Genomic DNA, 16,395 nt, shown 5'->3' on the forward strand with positions numbered 1-16,395 from the left:
CCAAAGATCTTGGCGGGACCGGGCCTTCGGCGTTGCGTACGCACGAACACGGTGACGCGGACACGAACGCGCATGGCAAAAGGGCGGGCCCCGGGTTCACACCCGGGGCCCGCCCTGAACGCTGCCGACGTCTATGCCGTACTACTGGCCATCAGGCCGTCAGTTGTCATCCTCGTCGATCAGGAAGCCCCGCATGGGCGAGGGCGCCTGGCCCATCGGCGACGGGCCCTGCGGGCGTACCGGCGCCATCGGCTGGGTCATCGCCGGCGACATCTGCTGCTGGCCGCCGTAGGACGGAGCAGCCGGGGCGGGAGCGCCGCCCATCGTCGGGTTGCCTCCGCCGTAGGACGGAGCGCTCGCGCCGGCCGGAGCCATGGAGGGCGCCGGGGACGGCGGGAGGGACGCGGTCGCCGGAGTGCGCGGCGGGGCCAGCGAGTCGTCGGCCTGGGTCTCCAGCTGACGCAGCTGCGACTCCAGGTACGACTTCAGGCGGGTGCGGTACTCGCGTTCGAAGCCGCGCAGGTCCTCGACCTTGCGCTCCAGCGTGGCACGGGCGGACTCCAGGGAGCCCATCGCGACGCGGTGCTTCTCCTGCGCGTCCCGCTCCAGGGCGTCGGCCTTGGCACGGGCGTCACGCTCCAGACCCTCGGCACGCGAACGCGCCTCGCCGACGATCTTGTTGGCCTCGGAACGGGCCTCGGCGATCGCCTGGTCGGCGGTCTGCTGGGCCAGCGAGAGGACACGGGCGGCACTGTCGCCGCCGGGGCCCTGCTGACCGGGGCCGCCCATCGGACCGCCCATCGGGCCGGGGCCGCCCATGGGGCCGCCCATCTGCTGCTGCATCGGGGGCTGGCCCATCGGACCCGGACCCTGGCCCATCGGACCGGGACCCTGGGGTCCACCCTGACCGCCGGGACCGGCGGGCAGCTGCGGGGCACCGCTCGGCAGCTGGGGCGGACCACCCATGGGGCCACCCATCTGCTGCTGCGGCGGGCCCGATATGCCGGCGGGGACAGGACCACCCGGACCACGCATACCCTGCTGCTGCTGTTGCTGCTGATCCTGCTGCGGCTCCGGAGGCTTGCGCATGTTCTGCTGGTTCTGCGCAGCAGCGCGCGTGGCCGCGGCCAGTTTGGCGCGCAGGTCCTCGTTCTCACGGAGCAGGCGGGTCAGTTCGGCTTCGACCTCATCGAGGAAGGCATCGACCTCGTCCTCGTCATAGCCTTCTCGGAGGCGGACGGTCGTGAACTGCTTGTTCCGCACGTCCTCGGGGGTCAACGGCATCTCTTCACCTCAACGTAGTCGTCGGCATTCGGCAAGACCGTATCTGTCACATCGCTCACATCACGTTCCGCACGACGGTGATCAGGATGTAGACGATGATCATCAAAACGAAGAAGGACAGGTCGAGCGCCACGCCCCCGAGACGCAGCGGCGGGATGACCCGCCGCAGAAGCTTGAGCGGTGGATCAGTGGCAGTGTAGGTGGCCTCCAGAACGACCACCATCGCCTTGCCGGGTTGCCATGAGCGGGCGAACTGGAAGACGTAGTCCATGACCAACCGGAAAATGAGCACGATGAGGAAGACCATCAGCGCGATGTAGAGAACCTGCAGAACCACGCCCATGACCTGTTGCTTCCCTCTCCCCTGTGCCTTGCTGTGTACTGCTGTGCACTGCTGTTTCCGGTGATGCGTCTCAGCTCTGGTTGAAGAACCCGCCCTCTGCGATGCGGGCCTTGTCCTCCGCCGTGACATCGACGTTAGCAGGCGACAACAGGAACACCTTCTGCGTCACCCGCTCGATACTGCCGTGAAGACCAAACACCAGACCGGCCGCAAAGTCGACAAGTCGCTTCGCATCTGTGTCGTCCATCTCAGTCAAGTTCATGATCACCGGGGTGCCTTCACGGAAGTGTTCCCCGATGGTACGGGCCTCGTTGTAGGTCCGTGGGTGAAGCGTGGTGATCCGGTAAGGCTCTCGTTCGGACACGACCTTGGGCATGATCACCGGTGCGTTCTTCTCCAGACTTGCGCGTTCTTGTGTGATGGATGCCACGGGCGCGATGCGCGCCGGACGGCTGGATTCCGCGGGGAGCGAAGCGGCGCGGGCGGCCGGTTCGCGGGGCGCGGGCGGCTGTACGACTCGTACCTCTTCGTCCCTTTGGGGCTGATGTGAGACGTGCGGCTGGTGGGACGGTTCGTGCCGTCGGTGGTCCCGCTCGGGCTCCGGGTCCAGTTCGGGTTCGAAGTCGTCGTCGGGGTCGAATCCGCGGCCGTCGTACCCATCGTCCTCCACGAGGCCGAGGTAGACCGCCATCTTGCGCATCGCGCCGGCCATGCTCTGAGTCCTCCGCTCTGTGGTGGATCGGCTGACGACTGCCAAGTGCCCGCGATCCACGAGGTCCTTGAATCCGCCTTTCGGCGGCAATGACCATATTTTCTGCTGTGGTCCGACTTCTTGGCGACGTTACCCGAGCCTGGGGCGGACTCCGAGTACCGCGCTGCCGACGCGCACATGTGTCGCTCCGGCCGTCACGGCCTGTTCGAGGTCCGTACTCATCCCTGCCGAGACCATGGTGGCAGCCGGATGACTCCGGCGCAGGTCGGTCGACAAAACCATCAGCCGCTCGAAGGCCGCCTGTTCGCGTCCCGCGTACTCCCCGGTGAGCGGCGCGACGGTCATCAGTCCGTCGAGCCGGAGCCCCGGGGCCCCGGCCACGAGATCCGCCAACTCCCCGATTCCGCCGGGTCCGGTACCGCCGCGCTCGCCCCGGCCGCTCTCACCGGCGTCGAGTGCGACCTGGAGGAGACATCCCAGTTCGCGCCCGGCCCGGACGGCCTCCTTCGACAGGGCCGTGACGAGCCTGGAACGGTCGACGGACTGCACGAAATCCGCGTAACCGGCCACCGACCGCACCTTGTTGGTCTGGAGTTGACCCACGAAGTGCCATGTGAGGGGCAGATCCGAGCAGGCCTCGGCCTTGGGGGCCGCGTCCTGGTCACGGTTCTCGGCGACGTGCCGCACGCCGAGTTCGGCAAGGATCCGCACATCGCTCGCGGGGTAGGTCTTGGTGACCACGATGAGGGTCACCTCGTCGCGCGCCCGCCCCGCAGCGGCGCACGCGTCGGCGATACGCCGTTCCACTTTCGCCAGATTCGCGGCGAGTTCGTCCTTACGGTCCGTCATGTCCTGTCAGTCCAGCCACACATAACCCGCGAGCCGACCGGTGGTGCGGTCGCGGCGGTACGAGAAGTGATCGCGCGACTCCAGGGTGCACACCGGCGACTGCTCCCGGTCGCGCACCCCGAGCCGATCCAGTTGGGCGTGCACCCCGGCGCTCACGTCGACCGCCGGTGTGCCCCAACTCGTCTCGGCGTACGCCGCCGGCTCGACGGCGGACACCTCGGCGCGCATCGCCTCGGGCACTTCGTAACACCGGCCGCAGACGGTGGGCCCGGTGCGAGCGACGATCCGGGAGGGTTCGGCGCCCAGTTCCGCCATCGCGCGCAGCGCGGCCGGGACGACTCCGGCGATCATGCCGGGCCGGCCCGCGTGGGCCGCTGCGGCCACCCCGGCGACGGGATCGGCGAGCAGCACCGGCACGCAGTCGGCAGTGAGGACGGCGAGGGCGAGCCCCCGGCGCGTGGTGACGATCGCGTCGACCGACGGGATCTCGGCCGAAGATCCCCACGGCCCGTCCACCACGGCCACGTCGGCCCCGTGCACCTGGTTCATCCAGACGACCCGGTCCGGCTCGATGCCGAGTGACTTGGCGGCCAGGTCCCGGTTGGTGCGTACGGCCTCGGGGTCGTCGCCGACCGCTCCGCCGAGATTGAGCTCCTCATACGGAGCGGCGCTCACCCCGCCCCACCGGTCGGTGAAGCCGAAGTGCGCGCCGCTCGCGCTTTCGCGCTGTCCTATCACGACTGAAGGATCACTTGAGGAAGTCCGGTACGTCCAGTTCCTCGGCCGCGCTGTCCGAGTAGGTCCGCGGTGCCGGCGTGACCGGCGGGGCGACCGGGATGTCCTTGACCGGCTCCGGAGCGGGCTCCGGGTCCTCCTTCGGGGTCACGCTGCCGAGCGATCCGAAGGACGGGCGGCTCTCCGTCTGCCGCGCCGGGGCCGGCTCCTCGCGCTTGGCCGAGGAGGAGCCGAGGACGTTGTCCCGCTTGGCGGGCGGCTGGCCGCCGTCGAAGCCGGCCGCGATCACCGTGACCCGGACCTCGTCGCCGAGGGCGTCGTCGATCACCGCGCCGAAGATGATGTTGGCTTCGGGGTGGGCGGCCTCGCTCACCAGCTGGGCGGCCTCGTTGATCTCGAACAGACCGAGGTCGGAGCCACCGGAGATGGAGAGCAGGACACCGCGGGCGCCGTCGATGGACGCCTCCAGCAGCGGCGAGGAGATCGCCATCTCGGCTGCGGCCACCGCACGGTCGTCGCCGCGGGCCGAGCCGATGCCCATCAGCGCCGAGCCGGCCTCGGACATGACCGACTTGACGTCGGCGAAGTCGAGGTTGATGAGGCCGGGGGTGGTGATGAGGTCGGTGATGCCCTGGACACCGGAGAGCAGGACCTGGTCGGCCGACTTGAAGGCGTCCAGCACCGAGACCTGGCGGTCCGAGATGGACAGCAGCCGGTCGTTCGGGATGACGATGAGGGTGTCGACCTCTTCGCGGAGTTCGGCGATGCCGTCCTCGGCCTGGTTCGCGCGGCGCCGTCCCTCGAAGGTGAACGGGCGCGTGACAACGCCGATGGTGAGGGCACCGAGCGAGCGGGCGATGTTCGCCACGACGGGCGCGCCGCCGGTGCCGGTGCCGCCGCCTTCACCGGCTGTCACGAAGACCATGTCGGCCCCCTTGAGGACCTCCTCGATCTCCTCGCGGTGGTCCTCGGCGGCCTTGCGGCCGACGGCCGGGTTGGCTCCGGCGCCGAGTCCGCGGGTGAGTTCACGGCCGACGTCCAGCTTGACGTCGGCGTCGCTCATCAACAGAGCTTGCGCGTCGGTGTTGATGGCGATGAACTCGACGCCCTTGAGACCGACCTCGATCATCCGGTTGATGGCATTGACACCACCGCCGCCGACACCGATGACTTTGATGACTGCGAGGTAGTTCTGCGGTGCTGCCACGTCGAAGGCCTCTCGCCTCGAGTTACGTGTCGCCGCATCAGCGTGGCGCCCTGCGCCCCGCGACCCGACGACTGATGCCGAATGGGACGGTCCGTATCGCCGACCCGAACCCTAACCCTGAAGTTTAGGGTTACCAGTGTGTCTGTTCCTTGGAGTCTTCTGAACAGGACACTAAGTCGACAAGTGGCGCACGTTCAACGAACACGCCGAACCTCCCGTTTTTCTTTTCACCCTATGTGATCAGCCGTAGCACTGCCCAACCAGGGTGCTGGCCTGCGCTGATGTGCGTCAACTCCCCGATGACGCCGGGGCGGTGGGCACACTTACGTCGAAGTACCCCGCATCGGGCGTTGCTTTCATCAGGGCGGTGAGGGTACGGGCCTTCGCGGCACCCTTCTCGCTGCTCCCCCAGACGACCGTGCGGCCGTCCCTCAACTCCAGCGAGATGTCGTCGTAGGAACGGACCTTGACGGTCCGTGTCTCGCGCGCGACGGCGGCCGGAACCGCACGGGCGACACCGACCGCCTCGCGCACCAGCCGGGACTCCCCGAAGCGGCGCAGGCTGGCCGCGGCGGAGCCGGACCGGGACAGTGTCAATTCCAGTGCCGGGACACCTTTCGGGGCTTCAGAAACCGTAGCGAAGCGGACACCTTCATCGTCCACTTCGATGAACTTCTCACCCTGGTGGACAATCAGAACCGGAGTCCGCTCCACCACTTTCAGGTCGATTCCATGGGGCCAGGAACGGACCACGTCAACCGCGTCAATTCGGGGCAATTTCCGGCGCAATCGTGTCTCGATCGCGCCGGTGTCGACGGAAATCAGCGGCTCCCCGAGCGGAACCTCGGCGGCGGACTCGACCTGATCGGGCGTCAGAACGCGCGTGCCCGACACGGAGACCTGCTCGGCACGCAGCCAGTCGGAGCCGTAGAAGAGCCAGACCGTCGGGATGCCGAGGAAGACCAGGGCGAGACCCAGGAGGACGAGCGCGCGGAGCCTGGCCCGCCTCGACCGCAGGCGGGGCGGCGGGCCGGACGACTCCTGCTGGCGTTCACCGCGTTCGGCGGTGGTCGATCCGGCCACGCTCCCTGCCTTCCGTCATACAGTCCTATCGGTGTGCACGACTGGCGGCGATCGCCTCGTACACCATGCCGACGAGCAGCTCGTCGGCGTCCCGGCGGCCGAACTCGGCGGCGGCGCGGGACATCTGGTACAGCCGGTGCGGGTCGGCGAGCACGGGCAGGACGTTCTGCTGGACCCACTCGGGGGTCAGCTCCGCGTCGTCGACCAGCAGTCCGCCGCCGGCCTTGACCACCGGCTGGGCGTTGAGCCGCTGTTCGCCGTTGCCGATGGGCAGCGGGACATAGGCGGCCGGGAGCCCGACGGCGGAGAGTTCGGCGACGGTCATCGCGCCCGCGCGGCAGAGCATCATGTCGGCCGCGGCATACGCGAGGTCCATCCGGTCCAGGTAACTTACCGGGATGTAGGGGGGCATTCCCGGCATCTGGTGGACCTGCGGCAGTTCGTTCTTCGGGCCGACCGCGTGCAGGATCTGGATCCCGGCCTGCTGGAGCCAGGGCGCGACCTGCTGGACGACCTCGTTCAGGCGGCGGGCGCCCTGGGAGCCCCCGGTGACCAGCAGGGTGGGCAGGTTCGGGTCGAGGCCGAACGCGGCCCGGGCCTCGGGGCGCACGGCGGCCCGGTCGAGCGTGGCGATGGAGCGGCGCAGCGGGATGCCGATGTAGCGGGCGCCCCGCAGCTTGCTGTCGGGCGTGGAGACGGCGACCTGGCTGGCGTACCGCGAGCCGATCTTGTTGGCCAGGCCCGGGCGGGCGTTGGCCTCGTGGATCACGATCGGCACACCCAGGCGCTTGGCCGCGAGGTAGCCGGGCAGGGCGACGTAGCCGCCGAAGCCGACCACGGCGTCGGCCCTGGTGCGCTCCAGGATCTGCTCGGTCGCCTTGATGGTGCCGCGCAGCCGTCCCGGGACGGTGATCAGTTCGGGGGTGGGCTTGCGCGGCAGCGGAACGGCAGGGATCAGCGCGAGTTCATACCCGCGCTCGGGTACGAGACGGGTCTCGAGGCCGCGCTCCGTGCCCAGGGCCGTGATGCCCACGCTCGGGTCCTGCCTGCGCAGGGCGTCCGCGAGGGCGAGCGCGGGCTCGATGTGGCCCGCGGTTCCTCCGCCGGCGAGTACGACATGCACCGAAATTCACCGCTCTCCGGACGAGCGCGCCGCCGAGGCACGCCGTCGCATCGTGTTCCATCTCCGGGGACTCCGACCGGAACCGGTGCCCCCCGCCCCCCGCTTTCTACCAAAGCGGGGTTGCCGCATCGCAAGCGCCATCCGCGCAGCGGGGTCCTGACGCGCGAAGGCGATCAGCAACCCGATGGCGAACATGGACGGCAGCAGGGCGGATCCTCCGTAGGAGAACAGCGGGAGAGGGACGCCGGCGATCGGCAGCAGACCGAGCACCGCACCGATATTGATCACGGCCTGGGCCGTGATCCAGGTGGTCACGCCTCCCGCGGCATACCTCACGAAGGGGTCCTCCGTGCGTCCGGCCACGCGGATACCCGCATAGCCTAGAGCCGCGAAGAGGGCGAGTACCGACAGCGTCCCCGCCAGGCCCAGTTCCTCACCGGTGACGGCGAAGATGAAGTCGGTGTGGGCTTCGGGGAGTTGACCCCATTTCTCCACACTCGCCCCCAGGCCGGAACCGAAGATTCCGCCGGAGGCGAGGGCGTAGATCCCGTGCACGGCCTGCCAGCAGTCGACGGGTCCCGACTGGGGCTCGGTGGCGCCCAGGCACTGCAAACGGGCCATCCGGTTGGGGCTGGTCTTGATGAGGATCAGGCCGAGGACGGCGGCGATCGACAGCACCCCGGCGAACAGCCGCGTGGGGGCGCCGGCCAGCCAGAGCAGGCCGAACAGGATGGCCGTGAGGATGATCGCGGTGCCCATGTCGCCGCCGATCATGATCAGGCCGAGCAGCATGAACGCGGCCGGGACCAGCGGCACGAGCATGTGCTTCCACTGGGTCAGCAGCTTCCTGTCCTGCTTGCGGGCGAGCAGGTCGGCGCCCCACAGCACGAGGGCGAGCTTGCCGAACTCGCTGGGCTGGATCTGGAAGGAGCCGCCGAGGGAGATCCAGTTCTGGTTGCCGTTGACCGACACCCCTATCCCCGGGATCTGCACCAGGACCATGAGGAAGACGGCCCCCGCGAGCAGGGGGTAGGCGAGCGCCCGGTGCAGTCTCACCGGCATCCGCGAGGCCGCGAGCAGCAGACCGGTGCCGATCCCCGCCGCGAGCAACTGCTTGCGGAAGAAGTACGAACCGGGAAGCGACATCTGCAGCGCCGTGATCTGGGAGGCCGAGTAGACCATCACCAGGCCCAGCACGGTGATCAGCAGACTGCCGCCCAGGATCAGGTAGTAGGCGGTCAGCGGCCGGTCCCAGCCCTTGCGTGCGCGCAGGTAGAGGCTCAGGACGCGGTTCTCCCGCGCGAGCCGGGGCGCGGGGCGCCTGGGGGCGCGCGGGGTCGGAGGCCGTCCGGTGCGGCTGGTGGGCATAGCGGCTCACCCTGCCATGCCGGAGGGGAGCGTTGCGTGGTGCACGCCCCCTGGCCGCTCGGGCACCAGCCACATCCGTGTCACGCGTCCCTCCCAGGTACGCCCGGCACCGCCGCCGGGCGAGGCGGACCCGGGTCAGCCGTCGGCGGAGCCGAGCTCACGGACGGCGTCCGCGAAAGCGTCCCCGCGCTTGTTGTAGTTGGCGAACATGTCCATGGAGGCACAGGCCGGAGCCAGCAGCACCGTGTCGCCCGCGTGAGCGAGTTTCTGCGCCTCCCGGACCGCCGCGCGCATCGCCCCAGTGTCGGCCCGGTCGAGGTCGACGACGGGTACCTCCGGGGCGTGTCGCGCCAGGGCTTCCCGGATGAGCGCGCGGTCCGCGCCGATCAGCACGGCACCCCGCAGCCGCTTCGCCGACTTGGCGACCAGGTCGTCGAAGGTCGCGCCCTTCGCGAGCCCGCCCGCGATCCAGACGATCGGCTCGTAGGCCGCCAACGAGGCTTCCGCGGCATGCGTGTTGGTGGCCTTGGAGTCGTCGACGTAGGCGACCCCGTCCACATCCGCCACGTGCGCGATGCGGTGGGCGTCCGGGGTGAAGGCCCGCAGGCCGTCCCGTACGGCCCTGGCGGGCACGCCGTAGGCGCGGGCGAGGGCCGCCGCCGCGAGGGCGTTGGCGATGTTGTGCGGGGCCGGCGGGTTCACGTCGGCGACCTCGGCGAGTTCCTGGGCGTTCTTCTGCCGGTTCTCGACGAAGGCGCGGTCGACCAGGATGCCCTCCACGACGCCGAGTTGGGACGGCGCCGGAGTGCCGAGGGTGAACCCGACGGCCCGGCAGCCCTTTTCGACGTCGGCCGCCCGGACCAGGTCCTCGGTGGACGGCTTCTCGGTGGCGTCCGCGTTGTAGACGCAGGCGACACGATTGCCCTCGTAGATACGGCCCTTGTCGGCGGCGTACGCCTCCATGGAACCGTGCCAGTCGAGGTGGTCGGGGGCGAGGTTCAGCACGGCCGCCGAGTGGGCGCGCAGGGACGGCGCCCAGTGCAGCTGGTAGCTGGAGAGTTCCACGGCGAGGACGTCGTACTGCTCCTCGCCGAGCACCGCGTCCAGCAGGGAGACGCCGATGTTGCCGACGGCGGCCGTGCGCAGGCCCGCCGCCTTCAGGATCGACGCCAGCATCTGGACGGTGGTGGTCTTGCCGTTGGTGCCGGTCACAGCGAGCCAGTCGGCGGCGTCGGGGCCGCGCAGGCGCCAGGCCAGCTCCACGTCGCCCCAGACAGGCACGCCCGCCTGCTCCGCCGCAGTGAACAGCGGCTTGTCCGGCTTCCAGCCGGGCGCGGTGACGATCAGCTCGGTGCCCTCCGGCAGAGTGTCGCCGTCGCCGAGGCGCACAGTGACGCCGAGCGCCTCCAGGTCGGCCGCCTGCGCCCGCGCGCGCTCGTCGGCGCCGTCGTTGACGACCGTGACCCTCGCGCCGAGGCCGTTCAGCACCTTGGCCGCCGGGACACCGGAGACGCCGAGCCCGGCGACGGTGACGTGCTTGCCCTGGAAGTCGAAGGGCTCCGAGGAGATCACTTGTCCGCTACCCATCCCGCGTAGAAGAGACCCAGTCCGACTACCACGCAAATGCCCTGGATGATCCAGAAACGAACCACCACGAGCACTTCGGACCAGCCTTTGAGTTCGAAGTGATGCTGGAGTGGCGCCATCCGGAAGACGCGCTTTCCGGTGAGGCGGAAGGAGCCGACCTGGATCACCACCGACATGGTGATGAGGACGAACAGGCCGCCGAGGATGGCGAGCAGCAGCTCGGTGCGGGAGCAGATCGCGAGGCCGGCGAGCACACCGCCGAGGGCGAGCGAACCGGTGTCACCCATGAAGATCTTGGCGGGCGACGTGTTCCACCACAGGAAGCCGAGGCAGGCGCCCATCAGCGCGGAGGAGACGACCGCGAGGTCGAGCGGGTCGCGCACTTCGTAACAGGCCGTCGGGTTGGTCAGGGTCTCCGCGTTCACGCAGGACTCCTGGAACTGCCAGACGCCAATGAAGGTGTAGGCACTGAACACCAGCACGGACGCGCCGGTGGCGAGGCCGTCCAGACCGTCCGTCAGGTTCACGCCGTTCGACATCGCGAGGATCATGAACAGCGCCCAGACGACGAACAGCACCGGCCCGATGGACCAGCCGAAGTCATGGACGAAGGAGAGCTTGGTGGACGCCGGGGTCTGGCCCTGGGCGTCCGCGAACTGAAGCGACAGCACCGCGAAGGCGATGCCGACGATCAGCTGGCCGGCCATCTTCGCCTTGGCGCGCAGGCCGAGCGAACGCCGCTTGACGATCTTGATGTAGTCGTCGAGGAAGCCGACCAGGCCCATGCCGACCATCAGGCCCAGCACCAGCAGGCCGGAGAAGGTCGGCGCCGCGTCGACGTCCGGGTCCAGGTAGCCCGTGATCACCTTGGCCAGGAAATACGCCGCAACCGTCGCGAAGATGAAGGCGATGCCGCCCATGGTGGGCGTACCGCGCTTGCTGGCGTGCTCGCGCGGGCCGTCGTCGCGGATGTACTGGCCGTAGCCCTTGCGCGCGAGGAGCTTGATCAGCAGCGGCGTGCCGACCAGCGTGAGAAAGAGACCAATGACTCCTGCGAACAGGATCTGCTTCATCATCGGGCGGAAACCTCACCCTCGGCACCGGTCTCGACGAGCGCCTGCGCCACGCTCTCCAGACCGACCGAACGGGACGCCTTCACGAGTACGACGTCCCCTGGGCGCAACTCGCTGCGCAACAGGTCGACCGCCGCCTGTGCGTCGGACACGTGCACCGACTCCTCACCCCACGAACCCTCGTTATATGCGCCCAGTTGCAGCCAGGCGGCTTCCCTGCCACCGACTGCGACGAGCTTGCTGACGTTGAGCCGGACGGCGAGCCGCCCGACCGCGTCGTGCTCGGCGAGAGCCTCGTCCCCGAGCTCGGCCATCTTGCCGAGCACCGCCCACGTACGACGCCCCTTGCCCATCGCCGCGAGCGCGCGCAGAGCGGCTCGCATGGACTCGGGGTTCGCGTTGTAGGCGTCGTTGACGACCGTCACGCCGTCCGGGCGCTCGGTGACCTCCATCCGCCAGCGGGAGAGGGAGCCCGCCTCGGAGAGCGCCACGGCGATCTCGTCAGCGGACATGCCCAACTCGTGGGCGACGGCGGCCGCGGCGAGCGCGTTCGACACGTGGTGCTCACCGTACAGGCGCATGGTCACATCGCTTGCACCGGAGGGTGTGTGAAGCCTGAACGAGGGCTGTCCGGTGTCCGTGAGTCGCACGTTCTCGGCACGGACGTCCGCTTCGCCGGACTCTCCGAAAAAGATCACCTTCGCCTTCGTACGGGCGGCCATGGCCCGTACGTAGGGGTCATCCGCATTGAGGATCGCGGTGCCGCCCTCGGCCTCGGACGGCAGCGCCTCCACCAGTTCGCCCTTGGCCTGCGCGATCTGCTCACGGCCGCCGAACTCGCCGATGTGGGCGCTGCCCACGTTGAGAACCAGGCCGACCTTGGGCGGAGTCAGGCCGGCGAGGTAGCTGATGTGCCCGATGCCGCGGGCGCCCATCTCCAGGACCAGGAACCGGGTCTCCTCGGTGGCGCTCAGCGCGGTCAGCGGCAGTCCGATCTCGTTGTTGAGCGAGCCGGGCGTGAACACCGTCGGCGCCTTGCGCTGGAGCACCTGCGCGATGAGGTCCTTGGTGCTGGTCTTGCCCGCCGAGCCGGTGAGGGCGACGAGGGTGGCACCGAGGCGGCGTACGACGTGCCGGGCAAGGGCGCCGAGGGCGGCCTGGACGTCGTCCACGACGATCGCGGGCACGCCGACGGGGCGGGTGCCGAGCACGGCCACCGCTCCCGCCTCGACGACCGCCGCCGCGAAGTCGTGGCCGTCCACGCGCTCCCCGGCGAAGGCCACGAACAGGCTGCCCGGCCCCGCCTCGCGGGAGTCCCGGACGACCGGGCCGGTCACCTGGACGGACGGATCCGGTATGTCGTGCGTCTGCCCGCCGACGACTTCTGCGATCTCGGCGAGGGAGAGGGCGATCACAAGTTCATCCCCTGGGTCTTCTGGATTTTCATCCCTGGGTCTTCCGGATGGCTTCGCGCAGCACCTGGCGGTCGTCGAAGGGACGGACCACTCCGGCGATGTCCTGGCCCTGCTCGTGGCCCTTGCCGGCGACCAGCACGGTGTCGCCGGGTTCGGCACGCGCCACGGCGGCGGCGATCGCGGCGGCCCGGTCCTCGAAGACCTGTACCTCGCCGCGCTCGTGCGCGGGCACGGACGCCGCGCCCTGGAGCATCGTGGCGAGGATCGCGAGGGGGTCCTCGCCGCGGGGGTTGTCGGAGGTCAGTACGGCGGTGTCGGCGAGCCGCGCCGCGGCGGCGCCCATGGGCTCGCGCTTGGTCCTGTCCCGGTCGCCGCCGCAGCCGAGGACGATGTGCAGCCTGCCCTCGGTGACCTTGCGCAGGGCGCGCAGCACGGACTCGACGGCATCGGTCTTGTGGGCGTAGTCGACGACCGCCAGGTAGGGCTGGCCCGCGTCCACGCGCTCCAGACGGCCCGGGACGCCGGGGACGGCGGCGACACCGTCGGCGGCGGCCTGCGGGTCGAGGCCGGCGACGGCGAGGGCGACGATCGCGGCGAGGGTGTTGGCCACGTTGAACGGGCCCGGCAGCGGCGACTTGGCGGCGATCCGCTCGCCCTTGGGGCCGATGACGGTGAAGGTCGAGTCGAGCCGGCCGACCTCGACGTCCTCGGCGCGCCAGTCGGCGTCGGGGTGCCCTTCGGCGGAGTAGGTGACGACCGGGACGGTGGCTTCCTTCGCGAGCCGGCGGCCGTACTCGTCGTCGACGTTGACCACGCCGAGTTTGCCTCGTTTCGGGGTGAACAGCTGCGCCTTCGCCTGGAAGTAGTCCTCCATGTCGGAGTGGAACTCCATGTGTTCCGGGCTGAGGTTGGTGAAGACGCCGATGTCGAAGACGCAGCCGTCGACGCGGCCCAGCACCAGGGCGTGGCTGGAGACCTCCATGGCCACCGCGTCGACACCGCGTTCGCGCATGACGGCGAACAGGGCCTGGAGGTCGGTGGCTTCGGGTGTGGTGCGCTCGGACTTGATGCGCTCGTCGCCGATGCGCATCTCGACCGTGCCGATCAGGCCGGTGGACCGAACCGTCTTCAGACCGCCCTCGACGAGGTAGGCGGTGGTGGTCTTGCCGGAGGTGCCGGTGATGCCGATCTGGAGCAGGTCCCGGCCGGGGTGGCCGTAGATCGTGGCGGCCAGTTCGCCCATCCGTCCGCGCGGGTCGTCGACGACCAGCACGGGCAGCCCGGACGCGGCGGCGCGCTCGGCGCCCGTCGGGTCGGTCAGCACGGCGGCGGCGCCGAGGCCCGCGGCCTGGTTGACGAAGTCGGCGCCGTGCAGCCGGGCTCCCGGGAGAGCGGCGTACAGGTCGCCGGGGCGGACGGCGCGCGAGTCATGGGTGATGCCCGTGACCTCGGCGGCGCCCTCCGGCATGGAGGCGCCCAGCTGATCGGCGAGTTCCGCGAGGGGTGTGGCGGAGACCTGCACCGGCCTGGGCGGCCCGGGGTATGTCACGGGATGGCCCTTCTGGGTGGTTTGGGACTGATCAGCGTGTGGCACGGCGGTGAGCGTACCGGGCGTACCCGCCTCCGGGCGAAGTGAGGGGCTGGGGCTGCTCTGGTTCCCGGGCTGCGGGGTGATCGTTGTCACGGAGGCGGTCCTGGTGGCTCGGTGGGCTGAGTACGGGGCAGGGTGTGTGATCCCTGATCACTGCTTGAAGGAGACGGGCAGCTTCGCGGGCTTGGCGCCGGTCGGCGGGACCTGGAGGGACTTCAGTGCGAACTCCATGACCTTCTTGTAGACGGGCCCGCAGATCTGACCGCCGAAGTAGCTGCCCTGGGTGGCGTTCTGGATGGCGCAGTAGACGGTGATGCGGGGCTTGTCGGCGGGCGCGAACCCGGCGAACGACGAGGTGTAACCGTGGTACTTGCCGGTGGCCGGATCCACTCGGTTGGCGGTACCCGTTTTGCCCGCGACGCGGTAGCCGGGGATGCGCGCCTTGGTGCCGGTGCCCTCCTCGTCGTCCACGACGGACTCCAGCATCTGGGCGAGGGTCTTCGCGGTCTTGGCGCTGACGACCCGGTTCTCCGCGGGTTTCGGGGCGGGTGTGAAGCGCCCGTCGGGTCCCTTGGTGCCGCGCACGAGGGTGGGCTCGATACGGACCCCGCCGTTGGCGATGGTCGAGTACACCGAGGCCGCCTGCATGGCGTTGATGGAGACGCCCTGGCCGAAAGGGATCGTGTACTGCTGCGAGGTCGACCACTTGTCGGGCGGGGCGAGGATGCCCTTGGTCTCGCCGGGGAAGCCGAGGCCGGTGTAGCTGCCGAGGCCGAACTTGCGCAGGTAGTCGTAGAGGACCTTGTTGGCCTGCGCCTGGGTCTTGCCGAGCTGCCCGGTGGCGAGGATGGTGCCGATGTTGCTGGACTTGGCGAGGACGCCGTTGAGCGTCAGGTACCAGGTCGGGTGGTCGATGTCGTCCTTGAACAGGCGGTCGCCGCGGTGCAGCCGGTTGGGCACGACCACGTGCGTCCCCGGCGTGGCGGCGTCCTCCTGGAGGACGGCCGCCATCGACATGACCTTGGCGGTGGAGCCGGGCTCGAAGGCGTCCTGGAGGGCGGCGTTGCCGAGGGCGGCCGGGTCCGCGTCCGACAGGTCGTTCGGGTCGAAGCCGGGTGAGTTGGCCATGGCCAGGATCTGCCCGGTGCGGGTGTCCTGGACGATGACGTAGCCGCGGTCGGCCGCGGACTCCTTCACCTGGTCGCTGATGGCGTTCTGGGCGGCCCACTGGATGTCGCGGTCGATGGTGAGCTCGACGTCGCTTCCGGGCACGGCGGGTGTCTCGGTGGAGCCCGCGGTGGGCACGAGACGGCCGCCGGACTGGGCGTAGCGGATCTTGCCGTCCTTGCCGGCGAGCTGCTTGTTCAGCTGCAACTCGATGCCGCCGCCGGGCTTGCCCTCGCCGTTGACCCAGCCCAGTATCCCGGCGGCGAGGTCGCCGCTGGGGTACACGCGCTTGCTGGTCGCGACGGAGAACACGCCCGAGAGGACGTTGGGCGTGGACTTGTCCGTCTCCGCCTTCTTGGCGAGCGCCGACTTCAGGTCCTTGATCTGCTTCCAGACCTGCGGGGTCTGGCGGGAGGCCAGTTTGACGTAGCGCAGGGCCTTGTTCTCGGGGCGCAGCTTCTCGACCAGGGCTTCCTGCTCCTGGCCGAGGATCGGCGCGAGGAGGGCCGCCGCCTGTTCGGGGCCGTCCCCGATCTTCAGCATCTTCGGGGCGAACATCGTGGGGTCGGCGGTGATGTCGTAGGCGTCCTCGCTGGTCGCGAGGGCCACACCGGACCGGTCGGTGATCTCGCCGCGGTCCGCGGCCAGCACCTGCCCGACGTAGCGGTTCTGCTCGGCCTTGGCGGCGTACGTGCTGGCGTCGACGGCCTGCACCTGGAAGAGCCGCACGACGAAGGCGCTCAGGACCAGGGTCAGCGCGAGGCCGACCAGGCGCAGGCGGGGGCGGGGGCTGCCGAGCCGCAGCGGCCTCGGCGTCGGCGGGCGGCCCTGCCCCGGCCGCCGGGCCGGACGGGCACC

At 69.8% G+C, this 16,395-nt stretch carries 14 protein-coding genes; all 14 read right to left on the bottom strand.

From position 1 onward, the window contains the following. Positions 1-159: 159 nt before the first annotated feature. Positions 160-1,284, bottom strand: a complete 1,125-nt coding sequence (locus GTY56_RS25520) for a DivIVA domain-containing protein (protein WP_161367666.1) — start codon at positions 1,282-1,284, stop codon at positions 160-162. A gap of 55 nt (positions 1,285-1,339) precedes the next feature. Next, on the bottom strand, positions 1,340-1,627 hold the full coding sequence (locus GTY56_RS25525; RefSeq protein WP_161367667.1) for a YggT family protein: 288 nt from the start codon (positions 1,625-1,627) through the stop codon (positions 1,340-1,342). 70 nt (positions 1,628-1,697) lie between these two features. Next, positions 1,698-2,339: a cell division protein SepF gene (locus GTY56_RS25530; RefSeq protein ID WP_161367668.1), complete on the bottom strand. Its 642-nt coding sequence runs from the start codon at positions 2,337-2,339 to the stop codon at positions 1,698-1,700. A 129-nt stretch (positions 2,340-2,468) separates the two neighbouring features. Then, positions 2,469-3,188 (bottom strand): YggS family pyridoxal phosphate-dependent enzyme, encoded by a 720-nt coding sequence (locus GTY56_RS25535; RefSeq protein WP_161367669.1) that lies wholly within the window; start codon positions 3,186-3,188, stop codon positions 2,469-2,471. A gap of 6 nt (positions 3,189-3,194) precedes the next feature. Next, positions 3,195-3,926: a peptidoglycan editing factor PgeF gene (pgeF, locus tag GTY56_RS25540; protein ID WP_161367670.1), complete on the bottom strand. Its 732-nt coding sequence runs from the start codon at positions 3,924-3,926 to the stop codon at positions 3,195-3,197. Between the two features lie 10 nt (positions 3,927-3,936). Further along, positions 3,937-5,130 (bottom strand): cell division protein FtsZ, encoded by a 1,194-nt coding sequence (gene ftsZ, locus GTY56_RS25545; RefSeq protein ID WP_033312673.1) that lies wholly within the window; start codon positions 5,128-5,130, stop codon positions 3,937-3,939. 288 nt (positions 5,131-5,418) lie between these two features. Next, entirely contained in the window at positions 5,419-6,213 is a 795-nt protein-coding gene (locus GTY56_RS25550; protein ID WP_161367671.1) for a cell division protein FtsQ/DivIB, read from the bottom strand. A 25-nt stretch (positions 6,214-6,238) separates the two neighbouring features. Then, complete coding sequence (gene murG / locus GTY56_RS25555) at positions 6,239-7,336, bottom strand: undecaprenyldiphospho-muramoylpentapeptide beta-N-acetylglucosaminyltransferase (protein ID WP_062926343.1); 1,098 nt, start codon at positions 7,334-7,336, stop codon at positions 6,239-6,241. Positions 7,337-7,342: 6 nt separating this feature from the next. Then, a complete protein-coding gene (gene ftsW, locus GTY56_RS25560) occupies positions 7,343-8,704 on the bottom strand; it encodes a putative lipid II flippase FtsW (RefSeq protein ID WP_161367672.1) in 1,362 nt (453 codons plus the stop codon). Between the two features lie 135 nt (positions 8,705-8,839). Beyond that, positions 8,840-10,291 (bottom strand): UDP-N-acetylmuramoyl-L-alanine--D-glutamate ligase, encoded by a 1,452-nt coding sequence (gene murD / locus GTY56_RS25565; RefSeq protein ID WP_161367673.1) that lies wholly within the window; start codon positions 10,289-10,291, stop codon positions 8,840-8,842. Continuing rightward, a complete protein-coding gene (gene mraY, locus GTY56_RS25570) occupies positions 10,273-11,364 on the bottom strand; it encodes a phospho-N-acetylmuramoyl-pentapeptide-transferase (RefSeq protein ID WP_033312746.1) in 1,092 nt (363 codons plus the stop codon). Before mraY ends, murD begins: the two co-directional genes overlap by 19 nt. After that, positions 11,364-12,779 (bottom strand): UDP-N-acetylmuramoyl-tripeptide--D-alanyl-D-alanine ligase, encoded by a 1,416-nt coding sequence (locus GTY56_RS25575; RefSeq protein ID WP_161367674.1) that lies wholly within the window; start codon positions 12,777-12,779, stop codon positions 11,364-11,366. The genes mraY and GTY56_RS25575 overlap by 1 nt, the downstream gene beginning before the upstream one ends. A gap of 28 nt (positions 12,780-12,807) precedes the next feature. Then, a complete protein-coding gene (locus GTY56_RS25580) occupies positions 12,808-14,328 on the bottom strand; it encodes a UDP-N-acetylmuramoyl-L-alanyl-D-glutamate--2,6-diaminopimelate ligase (protein WP_161367675.1) in 1,521 nt (506 codons plus the stop codon). A gap of 192 nt (positions 14,329-14,520) precedes the next feature. Then, the coding region (locus GTY56_RS25585; protein ID WP_161367676.1) for a peptidoglycan D,D-transpeptidase FtsI family protein at positions 14,521-16,395 on the bottom strand (1,875 nt) is incomplete at its 5' end.

Source organism: Streptomyces sp. SID5643, assembly GCF_009872555.1.
GTDB lineage: Bacteria > Actinomycetota > Actinomycetes > Streptomycetales > Streptomycetaceae > Streptomyces > Streptomyces iakyrus.

What these genes read in the sequence shown, in the direction of transcription:
- GTY56_RS25520 (WP_161367666.1), bottom strand. Translation starts at nt 1,284, where the DNA reads ATGCCGTTGACCCCCGAGGACGTGCGGAACAAGCAGTTCACGACCGTC.
- GTY56_RS25525 (WP_161367667.1), bottom strand. Translation starts at nt 1,627, where the DNA reads ATGGGCGTGGTTCTGCAGGTTCTCTACATCGCGCTGATGGTCTTCCTC.
- GTY56_RS25530 (WP_161367668.1), bottom strand. Translation starts at nt 2,339, where the DNA reads ATGGCCGGCGCGATGCGCAAGATGGCGGTCTACCTCGGCCTCGTGGAG.
- GTY56_RS25535 (WP_161367669.1), bottom strand. Translation starts at nt 3,188, where the DNA reads ATGACGGACCGTAAGGACGAACTCGCCGCGAATCTGGCGAAAGTGGAA.
- ftsW (WP_161367672.1), bottom strand. Translation starts at nt 8,704, where the DNA reads ATGCCCACCAGCCGCACCGGACGGCCTCCGACCCCGCGCGCCCCCAGG.
- murD (WP_161367673.1), bottom strand. Translation starts at nt 10,291, where the DNA reads ATGGGTAGCGGACAAGTGATCTCCTCGGAGCCCTTCGACTTCCAGGGC.
- mraY (WP_033312746.1), bottom strand. Translation starts at nt 11,364, where the DNA reads ATGAAGCAGATCCTGTTCGCAGGAGTCATTGGTCTCTTTCTCACGCTG.